Annotated in this window: 12 protein-coding genes and 1 tRNA gene; 3 read left to right on the top strand and 10 right to left on the bottom strand. The window is 57.1% G+C overall.

The genetic code is table 11. The features are described 5' to 3' along the window. Positions 1-10: 10 nt before the first annotated feature. The 5 genes from glyS to LHAB_RS06165 all read right to left on the bottom strand — a co-directional run bounded on the left by glyS (position 11) and on the right by LHAB_RS06165 (position 6,388). Positions 11-2,143 carry a glycine--tRNA ligase subunit beta gene (gene glyS, locus LHAB_RS06185; RefSeq protein WP_090047726.1) on the bottom strand — a complete coding sequence of 711 codons (2,133 nt, stop codon included), beginning with the start codon at positions 2,141-2,143 and terminating at the stop codon, positions 11-13. An 11-nt stretch (positions 2,144-2,154) separates the two neighbouring features. Next, positions 2,155-3,060, bottom strand: coding sequence for a glycine--tRNA ligase subunit alpha (gene glyQ / locus LHAB_RS06180; protein ID WP_089952531.1), 906 nt, complete (start codon positions 3,058-3,060; stop codon positions 2,155-2,157). A 71-nt stretch (positions 3,061-3,131) separates the two neighbouring features. Then, a complete protein-coding gene (gene lnt / locus LHAB_RS06175) occupies positions 3,132-4,685 on the bottom strand; it encodes an apolipoprotein N-acyltransferase (protein ID WP_090044695.1) in 1,554 nt (517 codons plus the stop codon). Continuing rightward, on the bottom strand, positions 4,682-5,575 hold the full coding sequence (locus LHAB_RS06170) for an HlyC/CorC family transporter (RefSeq protein WP_090044693.1): 894 nt from the start codon (positions 5,573-5,575) through the stop codon (positions 4,682-4,684). Before LHAB_RS06170 ends, lnt begins: the two co-directional genes overlap by 4 nt. A 72-nt stretch (positions 5,576-5,647) precedes the next feature. Further along, positions 5,648-6,388 carry a GNAT family N-acetyltransferase gene (locus LHAB_RS06165; RefSeq protein WP_228763365.1) on the bottom strand — a complete coding sequence of 247 codons (741 nt, stop codon included), beginning with the start codon at positions 6,386-6,388 and terminating at the stop codon, positions 5,648-5,650. Between the two features lie 171 nt (positions 6,389-6,559). On the opposite strand from LHAB_RS06165, the gene LHAB_RS06160 reads away from it, so the two are divergent. Next, positions 6,560-8,245 carry an AMP-binding protein gene (locus LHAB_RS06160; RefSeq protein ID WP_090044691.1) on the top strand — a complete coding sequence of 562 codons (1,686 nt, stop codon included), beginning with the start codon at positions 6,560-6,562 and terminating at the stop codon, positions 8,243-8,245. A gap of 19 nt (positions 8,246-8,264) precedes the next feature. Beyond that, positions 8,265-9,188: an MBL fold metallo-hydrolase gene (locus LHAB_RS06155; RefSeq protein ID WP_090044689.1), complete on the top strand. Its 924-nt coding sequence runs from the start codon at positions 8,265-8,267 to the stop codon at positions 9,186-9,188. A 174-nt stretch (positions 9,189-9,362) separates the two neighbouring features. Here LHAB_RS06155 and LHAB_RS06150 read toward each other — a convergent pair. After that, positions 9,363-9,438, bottom strand: a tRNA-Phe gene (locus LHAB_RS06150). A 522-nt stretch (positions 9,439-9,960) separates the two neighbouring features. Between LHAB_RS06150 and LHAB_RS06140 the strand changes: the two genes are divergently transcribed. Continuing rightward, positions 9,961-10,824, top strand: a complete 864-nt coding sequence (locus LHAB_RS06140; protein ID WP_194943114.1) for a dienelactone hydrolase family protein — start codon at positions 9,961-9,963, stop codon at positions 10,822-10,824. A gap of 69 nt (positions 10,825-10,893) precedes the next feature. Here LHAB_RS06140 and LHAB_RS06135 read toward each other — a convergent pair whose 3' ends face one another. From LHAB_RS06135 to LHAB_RS06120, 4 genes are all read right to left on the bottom strand, one after another. Then, positions 10,894-12,015 carry a dienelactone hydrolase family protein gene (locus tag LHAB_RS06135; protein WP_090044682.1) on the bottom strand — a complete coding sequence of 374 codons (1,122 nt, stop codon included), beginning with the start codon at positions 12,013-12,015 and terminating at the stop codon, positions 10,894-10,896. 374 nt (positions 12,016-12,389) lie between these two features. After that, positions 12,390-13,049, bottom strand: a complete 660-nt coding sequence (locus tag LHAB_RS06130) for a response regulator (protein ID WP_090044679.1) — start codon at positions 13,047-13,049, stop codon at positions 12,390-12,392. A gap of 20 nt (positions 13,050-13,069) precedes the next feature. Beyond that, positions 13,070-15,367 (bottom strand): sensor histidine kinase, encoded by a 2,298-nt coding sequence (locus LHAB_RS06125; RefSeq protein WP_090044677.1) that lies wholly within the window; start codon positions 15,365-15,367, stop codon positions 13,070-13,072. Between the two features lies 1 nt (position 15,368). Then, positions 15,369-15,917: a DUF4390 domain-containing protein gene (locus LHAB_RS06120; protein ID WP_228763364.1), complete on the bottom strand. Its 549-nt coding sequence runs from the start codon at positions 15,915-15,917 to the stop codon at positions 15,369-15,371. Between the last annotated feature and the right edge of the window lie 32 nt (positions 15,918-15,949).

Genomic DNA, 15,949 nt, shown 5'->3' with positions numbered 1-15,949 from the left:
GTTCGGCCGATCAAGCCGCCAGACGCGACAAGTCGGCCACGCGGTTCATGGCCACATGCAGCGACTTGAGCAGGCCCTGACGGTTCAGGCGCAAGTCCATTTCTTCGGCATTGACCATCACGTCGTCAAAAAAAGCGTCCACCGGGGCACGCAAGGCGGCCAAGGTTTGCAAGCTGGCGGTGTAATCCCCGGCCTGGAACTGCGCTTCTGACTCTGGGACAAACTTTTGCATGACGGCGTACAAGTTCTTCTCGGCCTCTTCCTGCAGCAAGGCGGGGTTGACGTGGGCGTCCACCTCGCCGGCTTTTTTCAGGATGTTGCCAATGCGCTTGTTGGCGGCTGCAAGCGCTGGGCTTTCGGGCAGGGCGGCAAAAGCACGCACGGCCGACAGGAACTGTCCCACCTGACCCAATCGGGCCGGACGCAGGGCCATGACGGCATCGACCTCTTGCGCGCTGAAGCCTTGCTCGCGCAAGCTGCCAGACAGGCGGTCATAAATGAAGTCAATCAGCGCATCCGCGCTGCCCGAAATCTTGTTGCCGAAAACCGGCATCGACAGCGCCAACAGTTCGGGCAAGCCCATGGCCACGTCTTTGTCGATCAGCATGCGGATCACGCCCAAAGCGTGGCGGCGCAGCGCAAACGGATCTTTGTCGCCTGTGGGCACATTGCCGATGCCGAACATGCCCACCAGCGTTTCGAGCTTGTCGGCCAACGCCACCACCACGCCCACCATGCTGCGTGGCAACTCGTCGCCCGCAAAGCGCGGTTTGTAGTGGTCTTCAATCGCTTCGGCCACATCGCTGCTCAAACCATCGTGACGGGCGTAGTAGCCCCCCATGATGCCTTGCAACTCGGGGAACTCGCCCACCATGTCGGTCAGCAAATCGGTCTTGGCCAGGCGTGCCGCCTGCTCGGCTTGTTTGGCCAGCAGATCACCGCCCAGTTGCTGGCCGATGGCTTTGGCGATGGCGCAAACACGCGCCATGCGCTCGCCTTGCGTGCCCAGCTTGTTGTGGTACACCACTTTGGACAGGCCATCGACGCGCGATTCGAGCGTCTTCTTACGGTCCTGATCAAAGAAGAATTTGGCATCGGCCAGGCGCGGGCGCACCACGCGCTCGTTGCCGCCAATCACCAACGAAGCATCGTCGGGTGTGATGTTGCTCACCACCAAAAACCGGTTCGTCAGCTTGCCGGACGCATCGACCAAAGGGAAGTACTTCTGATTGGCCTTCATCGTGAGGATCAGGCATTCCTGCGGCACGCCCAAGAACTCGGTCTCAAACTGGCAGGTCAGCACGTTCGGACGCTCGACCAGTGCGGTCACTTCGTCGAGCAGCGCCTCGTCTTCGATCGGGCGGGCACCGTGGCCCACTTGGGCGGCGGCCGCTTGCAGCTGGCGCACGATCTCGGCGCGGCGCTCGGCAAAGCTGGCAATGACCGCGCCATCGCGCTTGAGCACGTCGTCGTACTGGTCGGCGTGCTGCAGCACCACGGGGGAGACTTTGCCTTCAAAGCGGTGGCCTTGCGTGCTGTTGCTGGCCGTCAGGCCCAGCGCCTTCACGGGCACCACGGCACTGCCGTGCAGGGCGATCAGACTGTGCGCGGGGCGTACAAAGTTCACGCTGCTCCAACCCGGCAATTCGCAATCGGTCTCCAGCTGGTACTGCATGACCTTCGGGATCGGCAGCTTGGCCAGCGCTTCTTCCAGTGCTTTTTGCAAACCGGCTTGCAGCGATGCACCTTGGACCACGCTGTCATAAAACAAGGCTTCGGCCTTGCCGTCGGGTGCCCGCTTGAGCGCCGCCACAGCGGCCGCCGGGTCGCTCACGTCGGCCCCAAGGGCTTGCAGTTTTTTCAGCAAGGCAGGGGTGGCGTTGCCCGTAGCGTCCAGACCCACGGCCACCGGCATCAACTTTTGCTGAACGGCCTTGTCGGCGGCTTGTGCGGCCACGCCCGTCACATGCGCTGCCAAGCGGCGGGGAGAGGCAAAAGCGGTGACCACCGCATCGGCGGCTGCCAAGCCCTGAGCCTTGAGTTGTTCGGCCAGCACGCCCGAGAAAGCAGCGCCGAGTTTGTTGAGCGCCTTGGGCGGCAGCTCTTCCACAAACAGTTCTACCAGCAAATTTTGTGTCGTCATGTTGTTCTCCCTCACGCGGCTTTCTTGGGCATTTGGGCGACCCATTCACGCGGGGCCATCGGGAAATCCAGACGTTCGCGGCTCTCGTAATAGCTCTGGGCCACGCTGCGGGCCAGATTGCGGATGCGGCCGATGTAGGCGGCACGCTCGGTCACGCTGATGGCGCCACGCGCATCCAGCAAGTTGAAGGTGTGCGCGGCCTTGAGCACCTGCTCATAGGCGGGCAAGGCCAGTTGCGCGCCCATCAGGTGCTGGGCCTGCTTTTCGTGGGCGCCAAAGGCGGTGAACAAAAACTCGGCATCGCTGTGCTCGAAGTTGTAGGTCGATTGCTCGACCTCGTTTTGCTTGTACACATCACCGTAGGTCAGGCCATCGGTCCATTGCAGGTTGTAGACGTTGTCCACGCCTTGCAAGTACATCGCCAGTCGTTCCAGACCATAGGTGATTTCACCCGTGATCGGCTTGCAGTCGATGCCCCCGACTTGCTGGAAGTACGTGAACTGCGTGACTTCCATGCCGTTGAGCCAGACTTCCCAGCCCAAACCCCAAGCGCCGAGTGTGGGGTTTTCCCAGTCGTCTTCCACAAAGCGGATGTCGTTTTTCTTCAGGTCAAAACCCAGCGCCTCGAGGCTGCCCAAATAGAGCTCCAAGATGTTGCTGGGCGCTGGCTTCAAAACCACCTGAAATTGGTAGTAGTGCTGCAGGCGGTTGGGGTTTTCGCCATAGCGGCCGTCCTTGGGGCGGCGGCTGGGCTGAACGTAAGCGGCTTTCCAGGGCTCAGGGCCGATGGCGCGCAAAAAAGTGGCGGTGTGGCTGGTGCCGGCGCCCACTTCCATGTCGTAGGGCTGGAGCAGTGCACAGCCCTGGGCGTCCCAGTACTGCTGCAATTTGAGAATGATTTGCTGGAAGGTCAACATGGCCGGAGCAAAGCCAGCAGCGAGCTGGCCGGGGTTAGGGATGGGCGCAGGTTTTGCGCGAACCCTTGATTTTACGGCCTTTGCCGCCGCCAAAACGCCCCAACCACCACCGCACAGCACAGCGCCCACAGAGGGGCCAAACCCCAGGACCCGGCCCAACGGGCAAAGGGTGTGAGGCCATGGCGCCCTTCAAAAGTGCCCGTCAGGCTGCCCTGGGTAAAGCGTGGCAGCTGGTGCGTGACGCGCCCTTGGTGGTCAATGATGGCCGTGGCGCCGGTGTTGGTGGCTCGCAGCATGGGGCGACCCAGCTCCATGGCCCGCAGCCGGGAGATGTTCAGGTGCTGGTCTACCGCCAGCGTGTCACCAAACCAGGCGATATTGCTCACATTCACCAAGGCCGTCGGCGCGGTGGCAGGGTCCTTGAAGCGAATGGCCAACTCCTCACCAAACAGGTCTTCGTAACAAACATTGGGGGCCAAACGCTGCCCCTGCCAAGCCACTGAAGGCTGGTCCCAGCCGCCTGATCGGAAATCGCCCAAAGGGATGTTCATCATGCGGACAAACCAGACAAAACCAGGGGGCACGAACTCACCGAAGGGCACCAGATGCGACTTGTCATAGCGATAACCCAGCAAACCGGCAGGCTGCAAGGCCACCACCGAGTTGGTGTACCCCTCGGCCAAACTGCCCAAAGGCAGGCCCACCAACGCCATCGAACGACCCGACTGCGCGAAATGCTGCCGCAAGCCTGCCTCATACCCCTCGGGCAAATGTTGCGGCAACAAGGGGATCGCGGTTTCGGGGGCCACCACCAAGGGCTGCAGGTTGGCGCGCAGCTGCGCGTCGTACCATTGCAGCGCTTCCCGGATGCCGCTGGCCGCATCAAATTTGGCATTTTGTGAAATATTGGCCTGAAGCAAGGCCACTTGTCCCACCCCAGCGGAGGTGGTGAAACTCGGCCCCCAAAGCTGCAGCCCCCACGACACCACACCCAATCCCACCAAGGGTTTGAGGGCGCGCAGCCGCCAACCCGACAGCGCCAAGCGCATGGCCAACCAGGCGGCCAAAGCCCCCATGCCATACACCCCCACCCAAGGCGCCCAAACCGAGAGCATGCCGTCGACATGTGCATAACCGCCCGCACCCCAGGGAAATCCGGTCAGCCAACGCCCGCGCATGAGTTCGGCCAAGGTCCAAAGGGCTGCAAACAAGGCACTGGAAATGCTCGGACTGTGCACCAGTGAACCTCTCGCCAGGCCCACCCAGGCGGCACAAGCGGCCGCGTAATACAAGGCCAGTGCGGCCGCCAAAGCCAGCACCGCAAACGCAGCCAAAGGTGCCGGCAGGCCCCCGACATCGTGCATGGACACATACAGCCACCAAAAGCTGCCAGCCAGCCAGGTTGTGGCAAACACCCCACCCGACCAAGCGGCTTGTCGGTGAGTGGAACGTGGAGAAGTGGTGTGACGGGCCAAGCCTGCGGCCAGCACGGTCAAGCTCAGAACCTGCAGCCAGCCTTGTGCCTGGCCACTGCCGGGCATGGCGATAGACGCTGCCTGCGCTGCACCGGCCAAAGCGGGCCACACGACGGGCAGGCCGCGTGCTCGCTCAGGGGTGAGACTCATGCCTTGGACTCTGGGTCGGCCACAGTAGCAACTGGCGACACCTTGAACCAGCGCACAGCGCCAGCGCGGGTGTGCAAGACCACAAATTGCAGGCCCGCCAAAATGTATTTTTCGCCTCGCCGAGGCACGTGACCCATTTCGTGGGCAATCAGCCCCCCAATGGTGTCAAAGTCTGGGCCTTCGGCATCCTCACGCGCCTCTTGAAGGTCCACACCAAAGGCTTCACCAACACGCTCCAATGACGTGTCACCACTGACGCGGAAGCTGCGGTCGGGCAAGCCAAAAATATCCCCCTCGTCGTCGGCGATGTCGAATTCGTCCTCGATCTCGCCCACGATCTGCTCGAGCACGTCTTCAATGGTGATCAAACCTGCGGTGCGCCCAAACTCATCGATGACGATGGCCAGGTGGTTGCGGTTGTCACGGAATTGGCGCAACAAATCGTTCAGTCCCTTGCTTTCGGGCACAAAAACTGCGGGGCGCAACAGGGCACGGATGTTCAACTCGGGCGCCCGTTGCAACTTGAGCAGGTCCTTGGCCAACAAGATACCAATGATGTTTTCGGTCTCCCCTTCATAAACCGGAAAGCGCGAGTGTGCGGTCTCGATCACTTGGTACAACAAGCGGTCAAACGGGTCTTCGATGTTGAGCAAATCCATCCGCGGTGCGGCCACCATCACATCGCCAGCGGTCATGTCGGCCATGCGGATGACGCCTTCAAGCATGAGGCGGCTCTCGGCATTGATGATGTGGTTGTCCTCGGCCTCGGCCAAGGTTTCGATCAACTCGTCGGTCGAGTCGGGGCCGGGATGGATGAATTCGGCGAGCTTTTGCAGAAAACTGCGCTTGTCTTCACGTTCAACAGAACGCGCAGGGTAAGGGTCGGACACAGTCGGGAAGTGCAGGACATGCGGTTGTGGGCAAGCCTCTAGGATAGCGGATTCAGATGACAAACCGCCAAATCAAGGCTTGTGTGAAGTGTGACGAGCATCGCGCACGCCCTGACGGATCTCTTGCACTGTGGCCAGCCACGCGCGAAATTGATGCGCCTGCATTTTGAGTTGGTAGTCCAGCTCAGCCATCTGCTCTTGCATCAGTCCGCTGATTTGGCTGTCCAGCGTAGCCAAGGGCAATGACAGATACGCTTCGCTTTCGCTGCCATCTCGCTGCACCGTGGCACCGGCATGGCGGGCGATCTTGAGCATGGCCACGTTCTCACTCAAAGCGTGAATGAAGATCATGCTCACCCCCTCGTTTCGGGCGTGCATCACGGCATGGTTAAAAAGGCGCACGCCCAAACCTTTGCCCCGCTGATGGGACGCGACCGACACGCCGAACTCGGCGCAAGTGGCCCATTGGGGATCGATCGAAAAGGCCAAATGGGCCATGGCGACCAAATCGAGCCGACGGTTGAACACCCCAAAAATCTCATCCCGCTCAAAGTTCAAACCGCTCACATAACGCGCGATCTGCTCGTCTGTGGCCGGGTACCCGAAACGCAAATAGCGGTCCTCTGGCTTCAAAGCCACCAAATGCTTCAGGATGCGCGGCTTGTGGCGCGCAGAAAGAGAGCGAATCGGGATCCACCCGCCAAATGCAGGCTGGTCAACCGCATGGGCTGGTGCCCCCAAGGTCACAGCCGACACCCAGCGCCGCCAAAGTTGGCGCCAGAATCCCAAAGAGGAGTGGGGTTGTGAGTTCATTTGAATTAAGGGTTTGCCCTTATTCTGCACCCAATACCCCGACGTTGTCAGCCGCAGTGATTTGGCCTGCCTTTTGTCGCGTGAGAGACCCGCACAGACGCCACCGGGGAGTTGCCCGCTCACACTGGCTCAGACAGTTGGCCACAATCGAGGCATCAAGGAGACCCAGCGATGGAACGTATTTGGCTGAAGAACTACCCCCCCGGCGTCCCGCACGACATCGATCCACAACAGTACAGCAGCTTGACAGACTTGCTGGAGCGGGCATTTCGGGAGCACGGCAACAGCCCCTTTTCGGTCTGCATGGACCGCTGGATGAGCTACAAGGAACTGGACGAACTCTCCAAAGCCCTCGGGGCCTGGCTGCAAGCCAAGGGCCTGCCCGCTGGCAGCCGTGTGGCCATCATGCTGCCGAATTTGCCCCAGTTTGCCGTCACCATGGCTGCCGTTCTACGTGCAGGCTATGCGTGTGTGAACGTGAACCCCTTGTACACCGCTCGCGAGCTGCAGCACCAACTCAAAGATTCCGGCGCCACCAGCATTGTCATTTTGGAGAACTTTGCCGCCACCTTGCAGGATGTGATCGAGCACACGAACGTTCAGCATGTGGTGTTGGCCTCCATTGGCGACTTGCTGGGCCCTTGGTATGGTCGCTGGATGACTTTTGCCGTTCGCCACTTGGCCAAGATGGTGCCCGAGTTCGAGCTGCCTCTGACAGATGGGCGAAGCGTCACACCGTTCAAAAAAGCCATCGCGCAAGGCCGCCAGCTGAACTTGAAGCCCACACCCCAAACCCTGGATGACACGGCGTTTTTGCAGTACACCGGCGGGACGACAGGTTTGTCCAAAGGTGCTGTGCTGACCCACCGCAATATCGTCGCAGCCATCCTGCAAGCTGAGGGCTGGTTCAAGCCGGCCTTGGCCGGCATTGGCGACCTGCGCAAAGTCAACAGCATCGCCGCTTTGCCGCTGTACCACATCTTCGCGCTGACCTTGTGCCTGCTGGCCATCCGCCAAGGTTCGCACTTGACGCTGGTCCCCAACCCGCGTGACTTTGGCAAATTCATCGAAGTGCTCAAGCAACGTCCTTTCCACATGTTGCCGGGCGTGAACACCCTGTTCAATGCGCTGATGCAGCACCCGATGTTCAAGACGATCGACTTTTCATCGCTCAAGCTCACCCAAGCCGGGGGCATGGCGGCTTCTGAAGGCACCGCCAAGCATTGGCAAGCGGCCACAGGCAGTGCCATGATCGAAGGCTGGGGCATGAGCGAGACCTGCGCCATCGGCACCAACAACCCGGTCACGCAAACGCATTTCAGCGGCAACATCGGCCTGCCCTTGCCGGGCATCGACATTGCCATCAAAGACGATGCGGGCAACAACCTGCCCGTGGGCAGTTCTGGCGAAATTTGCATCCGCGGACCCAATGTGATGACGGGCTATTTCAACCAGCCCGAAGAAAATGCCAAGACCTTCACCGCAGATGGCTTCATGCGCACGGGCGACGTTGGCATCATGGACGACGAAGGCTTTACACGGATCGTCGACCGCAAGAAAGACATGATCATCGTGAGCGGTTTCAACGTGTTCCCGAGCGAGCTGGAAAATGTCATTTCGACCTGTCCCGGCGTGGTCGAGTGCGCTGTGATTGGCATTGCAGACACCCTGCAAGGTGAAACCATCAAGGTGTTTGTGGTGCGCAACGACCCCATGTTGACCGAAGAGTCCGTGTCGCGCTTTTGCCAAGAGAACCTCACCGGGTACAAGCGCCCCAAGTACATCGAATTCCGCGATGAGCTGCCCAAATCCAACGTTGGCAAGATCCTGCGGCGAGAATTGCGCAGCCACAAATGAACTGTCCACGCCAGATCGCATGACCCCTTCCATCAACTTGCCTGCGGGCGTGACCGTATTTGAGCGCGGCTGGCTGTCGGCCAACAACGTCCTGCTGTGCGATGCAGCCAACGCCACACTGGTCGACAGCGGCTACGTCACCCACCATGCCCAAACGCTGACCTTGCTTGAAAACGCCCTTCAGGGCCGTGCGCTGGACCAACTGGCCAACACACACCTGCACAGCGACCACTGCGGTGGTAACCAGGCCCTGCAGGCACGCTATCCAGCCTTGCACACCTGGATACCGCCCGGCTTGGCACCTGATGTTCAAGCCTGGCGCGAAGACGCGCTCAGTTACAAGCCCACGGGACAGAACTGCCCGCCCTTCAAGTTCAACGGCCTGCTCGTGCCTGGCAGCAGCCACCGCTGGGCGAACATGGCATGGGAAGTCCACGCTGCCCCCGGACACGACCCCCACTCGGTCATTTTGTTCGCGCCGGAACACCGTTTGCTGATGTCGGCCGACGCCCTTTGGCAAAACGGTTTTGGCGTGGTATTTCCCGAGTTGGAAGGCGTGGATGCTTTTGACGAAGTCGGCCAAACCCTGGACCTGATCGAGCGACTCCAGCCAGCCATCGTCATCCCAGGGCATGGCGCCGTCTTCACCGAAGTCGCGCCTGCCTTGGCACTGGCCCGCAGCAAGCTTGAAAGCTTTGCGCAAAATCCCGAACGCCATGCCCGTTATGGCACCAAAGTCCTGCTCAAGTTCAAACTGCTCGAATGGGGGCGCATTTCCAAAGCCGAGTTCTGTGAATGGGCCCTTCAGGTGCCCTACATGATCGATCTGCACCGCCGATTTGGCCTCGACCTCGACGTGCAGACTTGGCTGGACATGATGCTGGCCGAGCTGGAGCGCAGCGGAGCCTTGGAAGTGCATGACGGCATGCTGCATGACGCATGAGTCCAAACTTCAAACCACACGCAAAGATAATTTGAGGCCCTGCGCTCAGAAGACCTGCGGTTGCGGTTGTGGATCCCTTGGGACGGCGAAACCCATTGGGCATTTACTCCCCTGTGCTCGCCCACTCGCCACAAAGTAAAACACCGCAAGCACTTGCGTACTTGCGGTGTGAACTGGTGGCCTGGGGCAGAATCGAACTGCCGACACGCGGATTTTCAATCCGCTGCTCTACCAACTGAGCTACCGGGCCGGTAAGCCAATGATTGTAACAGTACTTTTCCGTGAGTATTCCTGCTGCGTCCCAAAAAGCGCGTCACCGGGTTACCCTAACTGGGCTGGGTTTTTGCTCTGTCAGAGTCTTTGTACAGGCATTGCAAACTTTTGAGCACTGTGCGAGGGTGCGGATGTGCGCACGGCTTGAGGTTGTACGGGGTGGGTGCAGCTGCGATAGTGAACGGCCACATCAAAAATGCGAAACTATAGAGCAGCTGGCTGGTACAGATATTCATACCTTAGCTCGTCAGATAGGAACGAGTGTGCTCATGTTTGTGCGGCATTACAGCAAGCTCACCGCACCGATGGCTGCTGAGCGACTCGCCTAAGAGTAACCGAGCAGGTAAGAAGCTTGCTGAACTGTAGACCAACACTTAACATTTCAAATGCTGCCAATATAACTAACCACAGGGTGTTGGCGGTAAGTTAAAAAGCAAGTAGATGTGTTCGCTATTTTTTAATAAGACGTAAAACAGCTTGGAAAATAGAAAGAAATTTTATGAAATTCATGTTTGTGTTTTTTCTAGCCCATTTACTAACATCGACCGCTTACGCTCAAGATTTGATAAATTTAAAGTATCTTGATACAAAGAATATTGAACGTCAATTCGAGTCGATTATTACCACGCCAAAGAGCCCAGGCAAAAAAGGTGCGGTTATATTACTTCACCACAGAGGTGGTTGGAAGGTGGGTACAACCAATCAATATGCTGAACTTTTCGAAAAAAACAACATCATTAGCGTCGAACCTCGCATGTTTGACACAACCCCAGACAACCCCCTTGTCCACTTATCTCAATTATTCTCAACATTAAAATATTTGGGTAAAAGAGAGGATGTTGACGCAACAAAAATTTCCGTTATTGGATTATCTTGGGGGGCATCGCTCTCAATTTATGCTGGCACACGCTGGGCACAGGAACAGTATGGAAAGGAAGCTCCACCAATTAAAAACATCATTCCTCTTTATCCCACCTGCTTCTTTCACGAGGATTTGATTAAGAGAAGACCGGCCCTTATTGAAAGAATGCGAGGATTTGGCTTTGTAGATGGGTTCCATGAAACGTGGGCCAAAATTCCAATTACTATATTTACGGGTGGCTTGGATGACTATGATAATCGTATGCAGGAGCCTTGCAAAGGTTTTATAGCTTCAATTTTAGACGCAGAACAAAGGAAGGTAACTAGTGAAATCAGTTATCCGAAGGCGACTCACGGATGGGATAGATCGGAAATTAGAGACGCTCAAACTCGAATTGAACCATTAGGTTGCAAAATGACTCGCTGCAACGTCACAATTGAATACAACAAAGAAGTTACCAACTCAGTTAAGCTAAAAATTCTAGAAATTCTAGAAAAATAACTCCTCATTTCAACCGGGTAGTTTTGTATTTATATGTGGAGAACTTTTATTAGCTTTCAAATACAAATTTCAGCGTCGCAAAAGTGTCAAACTGAAAAAACTCACCATGTCGAAAAGTGATGTTTGTTTTGCATTCTCATTTGCACCATAGTTGGCACCAGATTTTCCACAAGCCTTCCATACTTTGGCAACGAATGCACTCCAGCCCTGTAGCGTATTGGCACCTGAGCCCAACTCACGAATGACGCCCGCATCGTCGATTCTCATGTCACATTTGGAAAAGACTTGAACACGCGGCAAATAGACAACCTGTTTTGCATCCGATATCCAACCGTGATAAGCCCCGGGGTAGATTTTTAAATCCACTTTGGCCCCTCCCGACTTAAGGCGCTCAACGTAGGTAATGCACTGAGCGGCCGGAGTGTAGTCATCCTTTTCTCCCATGAAAAACAAAGATGGCGCTGATGTGGGGATAGGCTTGTCAAATGTTGTTGCACAACCAGGATAAAAGGGCAAATGCGCCGCAAACTCTAGTTCTGGCTGTTCCATTGCTTGGACCAGTCTTCGATCCTGAGTGAACATCGCGACAACACCGCCTCGTGAAAAACCGGTGACTCCAACTTTACTGGCATCGATTTCAGGTCGTTTAGACAGCGCTTGCAATGCTGCAAATCCGTCTATCACTGAAGCCGCCATCGGGACTGTTGCTTGATTTGTCGCTGTTTCGCCGATGCCCCTAGCACTGAAACTATCAATGATGAGTGTGGCAATACCTGCTTCGTTTAATCTTTTAGCAACACCGTCTTGCATCCATTGCTGATAACCGCCACTGCCCGGAACAATGACAACTGCGGGAAACTTGCCCTGACCAACCGGCAATGCCAAAAACCCTGAAATCTCAACTGGTGCCTGTTTGTAGCGCCCACTCAGAATGTCTGCATAGTCTTGAGGTGTATGGCTCTTGATGATGATTTTTTCGGGAGTCTGCGCTAACGCCATCAAAGGAGCGAATGCGGTAAAAAGCAACAACGATCGGCAAAGTTCAAACAGTTTTTTTTTGCAGATGGTCATGTTCATCGCCGCCTTTTCCTTTTTATTTGAATCGAGATTTTTCACGCAACTATTTCTTGAGCGTAACTTTTTTGGAGACTCTTTTGATGACAGGTTATCTGAAGAGGAAAAATAAGCCATGCGAGCGCTGTTTCCTCCGCACAGCACTCAATGCTACCCGCTGGGCTAGAAGCGTGCCGTAGGGCTTGAAAAGCTTTGCAGGGCGTTGGGGAAAGCTGGGGGCTGCGCTAGCTGAAGCCCTACGCCAAGGAACAGCCAAGCAGCTGCCTGCAGAGCAGTTTTGAACTTCTTTGAATAACTTTAGATGGGGGGATTTTGCACTGTCAGCACAGAGTGTGCCGCACCGTTTTGCACCCAACTTGCAGGCGCCATTAATGCTGAAGTTCTAGCGCCGGGCGAACTTTTTCAATCCGCTGCTCTACCAACTGAGCTACCAGCCCAAAGCGTAAGTTTTAGCAGAGCTAACAAGGGTTTTTAGACTCGGATACGACCCATCAGATGGGCCGCTTGCTTCGGGACAGGTCAACGCCCAGCTGTTTGAGCTTCCTGTACAGGTGTGTACGCTCAAGACCGGTCTTTTCGGCCACTTTGGTCATCGAGCCTGCTTCATGGGCAAGGTGGAACTCGAAGTAAGCTTTCTCAAATGCATCGCGCGCCTCGCGCAATGGGCGGTCAAGGTCAAAGGTTTGCTGCACCGCCAGCACAGCGCTGGTGACGTCGTCATGTGTGACCGCAGAACCCAACCCGGCAGACAGCGAGGCCGCCGCAGAAGCGACCGCCTGTTTGACTTGGTCACGGGTCAGCCCTTGCTCCACTGCGGTCAGCAGTTTTTGCAAGGTGATGGGCTTCTCCAAAAAAGCATGTGCGCCAATTTTGACGGCATCGACTGCCGTATCGATGGTGGCATGTCCGCTCATCATGATGACGGGCATGTTCAACAAGCCCGCTGTGGCCCACTCCTTCAAGAGGCTGACGCCATCCGTATCGGGCATCCAGATGTCCAGCAGCACCAGATCAGGACGCATTTGCAAACGCGCTTGACGGGCCATGGCTGCATTTTCAGCAAGTTCAACTTGGTGACCCTCATCAAACAAGATTTCTGAGAGCAGGTCACGGATGCCCAGCTCGTCGTCAACCACCAAAATATTTGCCATAGTGTCTGTCTTGTCTCTGTTCAATGAGAGGGCTGATGCGTATTGCCCACTTTGGAATCCAATGCGAATGATAGCGAGACTTGCGCGCCTTTGATGTCGCCATCCTGCATGACATTGCTAAGCTCTATTTTGGCGGCGTGCTCATCGGCAATTTTCTTCACGACCGCCAAGCCCAAACCTGTGCCTTTGGCCTTGGTGGTGACATAGGGCTCAAACGCACGCTTGAGAATATTGGGCTCGAAACCAGGGCCTGTATCGGTCACGGTCAAACGGACCCGACTGCGCGAGGCATGCCACTCGGTGCGCAAACCCACACGAGCGCCCTGCTGGACCACGCCTTTGACCTCGCATGCGTCTTGTGCGTTTTGAAGCAGGTTGTGAATCACTTGTCTGAGTTGCTGCTCGTCACCCAAGATCGGTGGGCATGACGGGTCCAGCGCCGTGATCACGGGCGCACGGGGAACTTGGTCGCTGGGCTCATTGGCATACAGCACCATCAAATCAGAAATCAGCGCGTTGAGCTGTACAGGCTTCAGATCCGCCGAGGGCAAGCGAGCGTAGTCGCGAAACTCATTGACCAGCCGCTTCATGGCGTCCACCTGGTCCACGATGGTTTTGACCGATTTGTGGAGCACCGCATCGTCTAAAGCATCGAGCTTGCCCATCAGTTTGCGCTGGAGCCTCTCGGCAGACAGTTGTATCGGGGTGAGCGGATTCTTGATTTCATGGGCCAAGCGCCTGGCCACCTCCCCCCACGCTTGCGCGCGCTCTGCAGACACGATCTCGGATATGTCGTCAAACACCAAAAGACGCATGCCGTCGGGCAAGACTGCGCCGCGGGCCAGCAAGGTCACTGCGGTCTCGCTCAGGCCCTGGCCTGTGGCGTGGATCTCAAAGGATTTTTGCCAATGGTCCAGCTCATGTGCTTCTTTGTCCAAGCGCAGCATGGCGAACTGCTCAGCCACGCCCTGCGCAAAACTTTCCAGCCCAGGCAGCTTGGGCAAAGGCAAGCCTTGGTGAGCTGCAACGGGCACCCGCAAAATGCGCGTCGCACCCGGATTGGCCGATTGGATCACCCCTTGCGCATCCAGCACCATGACACCGGCCGTCAAGTTGTCGAGGATGGTTTGCAAATTGCCCCGCGCCGTCTCCAGCTGCAGCAGGCTCCGTTGCTCATGCGTTCGGGCATCCAGCAGCTGTTGCGTCATGTCGGCGAAAGATCGGGTCAAGCCTCCGAGTTCATCCTTGCCTTGCAAAGCCATCTTGGGCGTCAGATCGCCAGAGGCCACCTGACGCATGCCATGCGCCAGCAAGAGCAGCGGTCGCGCCAACTGGTTACCCAAAACGACGGCCAACAAGATGGCCCCGAGCACGGCCAAAAACAAGCTCAGGGTCAGCGTGCCGATGTACATGCGTCGCAAGCCTTCACGTGCCAGGGCGCGCTCTTGGTACTCACGGTAAGCCGACTGCACTTCCAGCGCGTTGTTCACCAACGTCGGGGGCAGGTCTTGCGTCACCTGCAGTAGGCGCTTGTCTTCGTCAAATGCCAAGCCCGATTGGGGCAACAAGACCAACACCTTGATGCGGCCTTTGTCACCTCCGGGGATGGCCTCATCAAAACCTTCAACCCATTCGACGCTGCCCTTTTGGCGTGCATCCTTGAGTTGCTGCAGGGGGGGGCGTTCAGGCCGCATCTGGAATCGGGATTGCCCTGCGCTGGCCACCATGCGCCCGCTGGCCGTCCAGAGAACTGCATCACTGACGCCCATTTGTTCCCGCATTTTCTCGAGGGCGATTCCGGCGCTCACATCGGCGACGTCACTCAATTGCGCTGCAGCAGCACGCGCTTGCTTGGACAAGTCGGTGCTCAATGTGTCGAGTGTTGCTCGGCCCAGATTCAGGCCAGCGACCAAGGCCGCCTCCACTTTCACATCAAACCAACTTTCTATCGAACGCGAGACAAACTGATAGGACACCACGTAGATCAGCACGCCGGGAATCACACCCACCAGTGCAAAAATTCCAGCGAGCTTGACCAGCAAACGAGAGCCGAATTGGCCACGACGGAGTCGCAAAAGAAGTTTGACCGCACCCCAAACTATGGTGATCAACAAGCCACCGGCCACCACGGCATTGACCAGCGTCAACCATTCGTAACTCTGGTTGTAACTTTCACGGTTACCGGTGGCCTGGGTCATCAACACCAACAAGCCCAAACCGATCACCACCATCGCCACTGCGCCCAAGCCCAGCAGCCATCGACTGGCACGCGATGCCCGCAGAGCTTGTTTTTCCGACCGGTTGATCGAGATCCCCATCTCAGCGCACCATGTCTGCTGTCAGGCGCATCTGCCGCGCCACAGACAAACTCCATTCACTCTGATTGCCTGCAGCAATCTGGAAGGGGCGTGGCAACTGGGAAATGTCCAGCTTGAAGCGGTAAGTCATGTATTGGCGTGCATCCACATCCAGGTCGGTGATGTCCGCCACTTTCCAGCCGGATTGGCGACGAATCACATCCAATGCTTCGGACAGGGTTTCAAAATTTTGTGAAATGCTGCCTGCCAAGCCTGCGCCGGAAATCGGCTCATTGGAGACATTCAGCCGCCAGCGGCGTGTCAGTGGCTGAAAAGCAAGCCGGTAATAACGGGTGGCAGCCCCCACTTTGCGGTCATACCAATACCAGCGGTCTCGCAAGACCTCGGCCTCGGCGACAAAGTGCACGGCCAGGCCTTTGACCAGAGCATCCTCAACCACCGGCCCCAGTTCGAGTTTGAGCTGGGCGGTCAAGTAAAGCCCCGCATCTCGTCGCTCGGCACGCAACTCCGTCAGCTCAGCCGTGGCCGTTTGAGCCCAGACTGAGGACACGACAAACAGCCAGGCCCCCAGGACCCAGCCAC

Source organism: Limnohabitans sp. 2KL-27 (assembly GCF_001269345.1).
GTDB lineage: Bacteria > Pseudomonadota > Gammaproteobacteria > Burkholderiales > Burkholderiaceae_C > Limnohabitans_A.
This window is presented reverse-complemented; position numbering and strand designations above follow the sequence as displayed.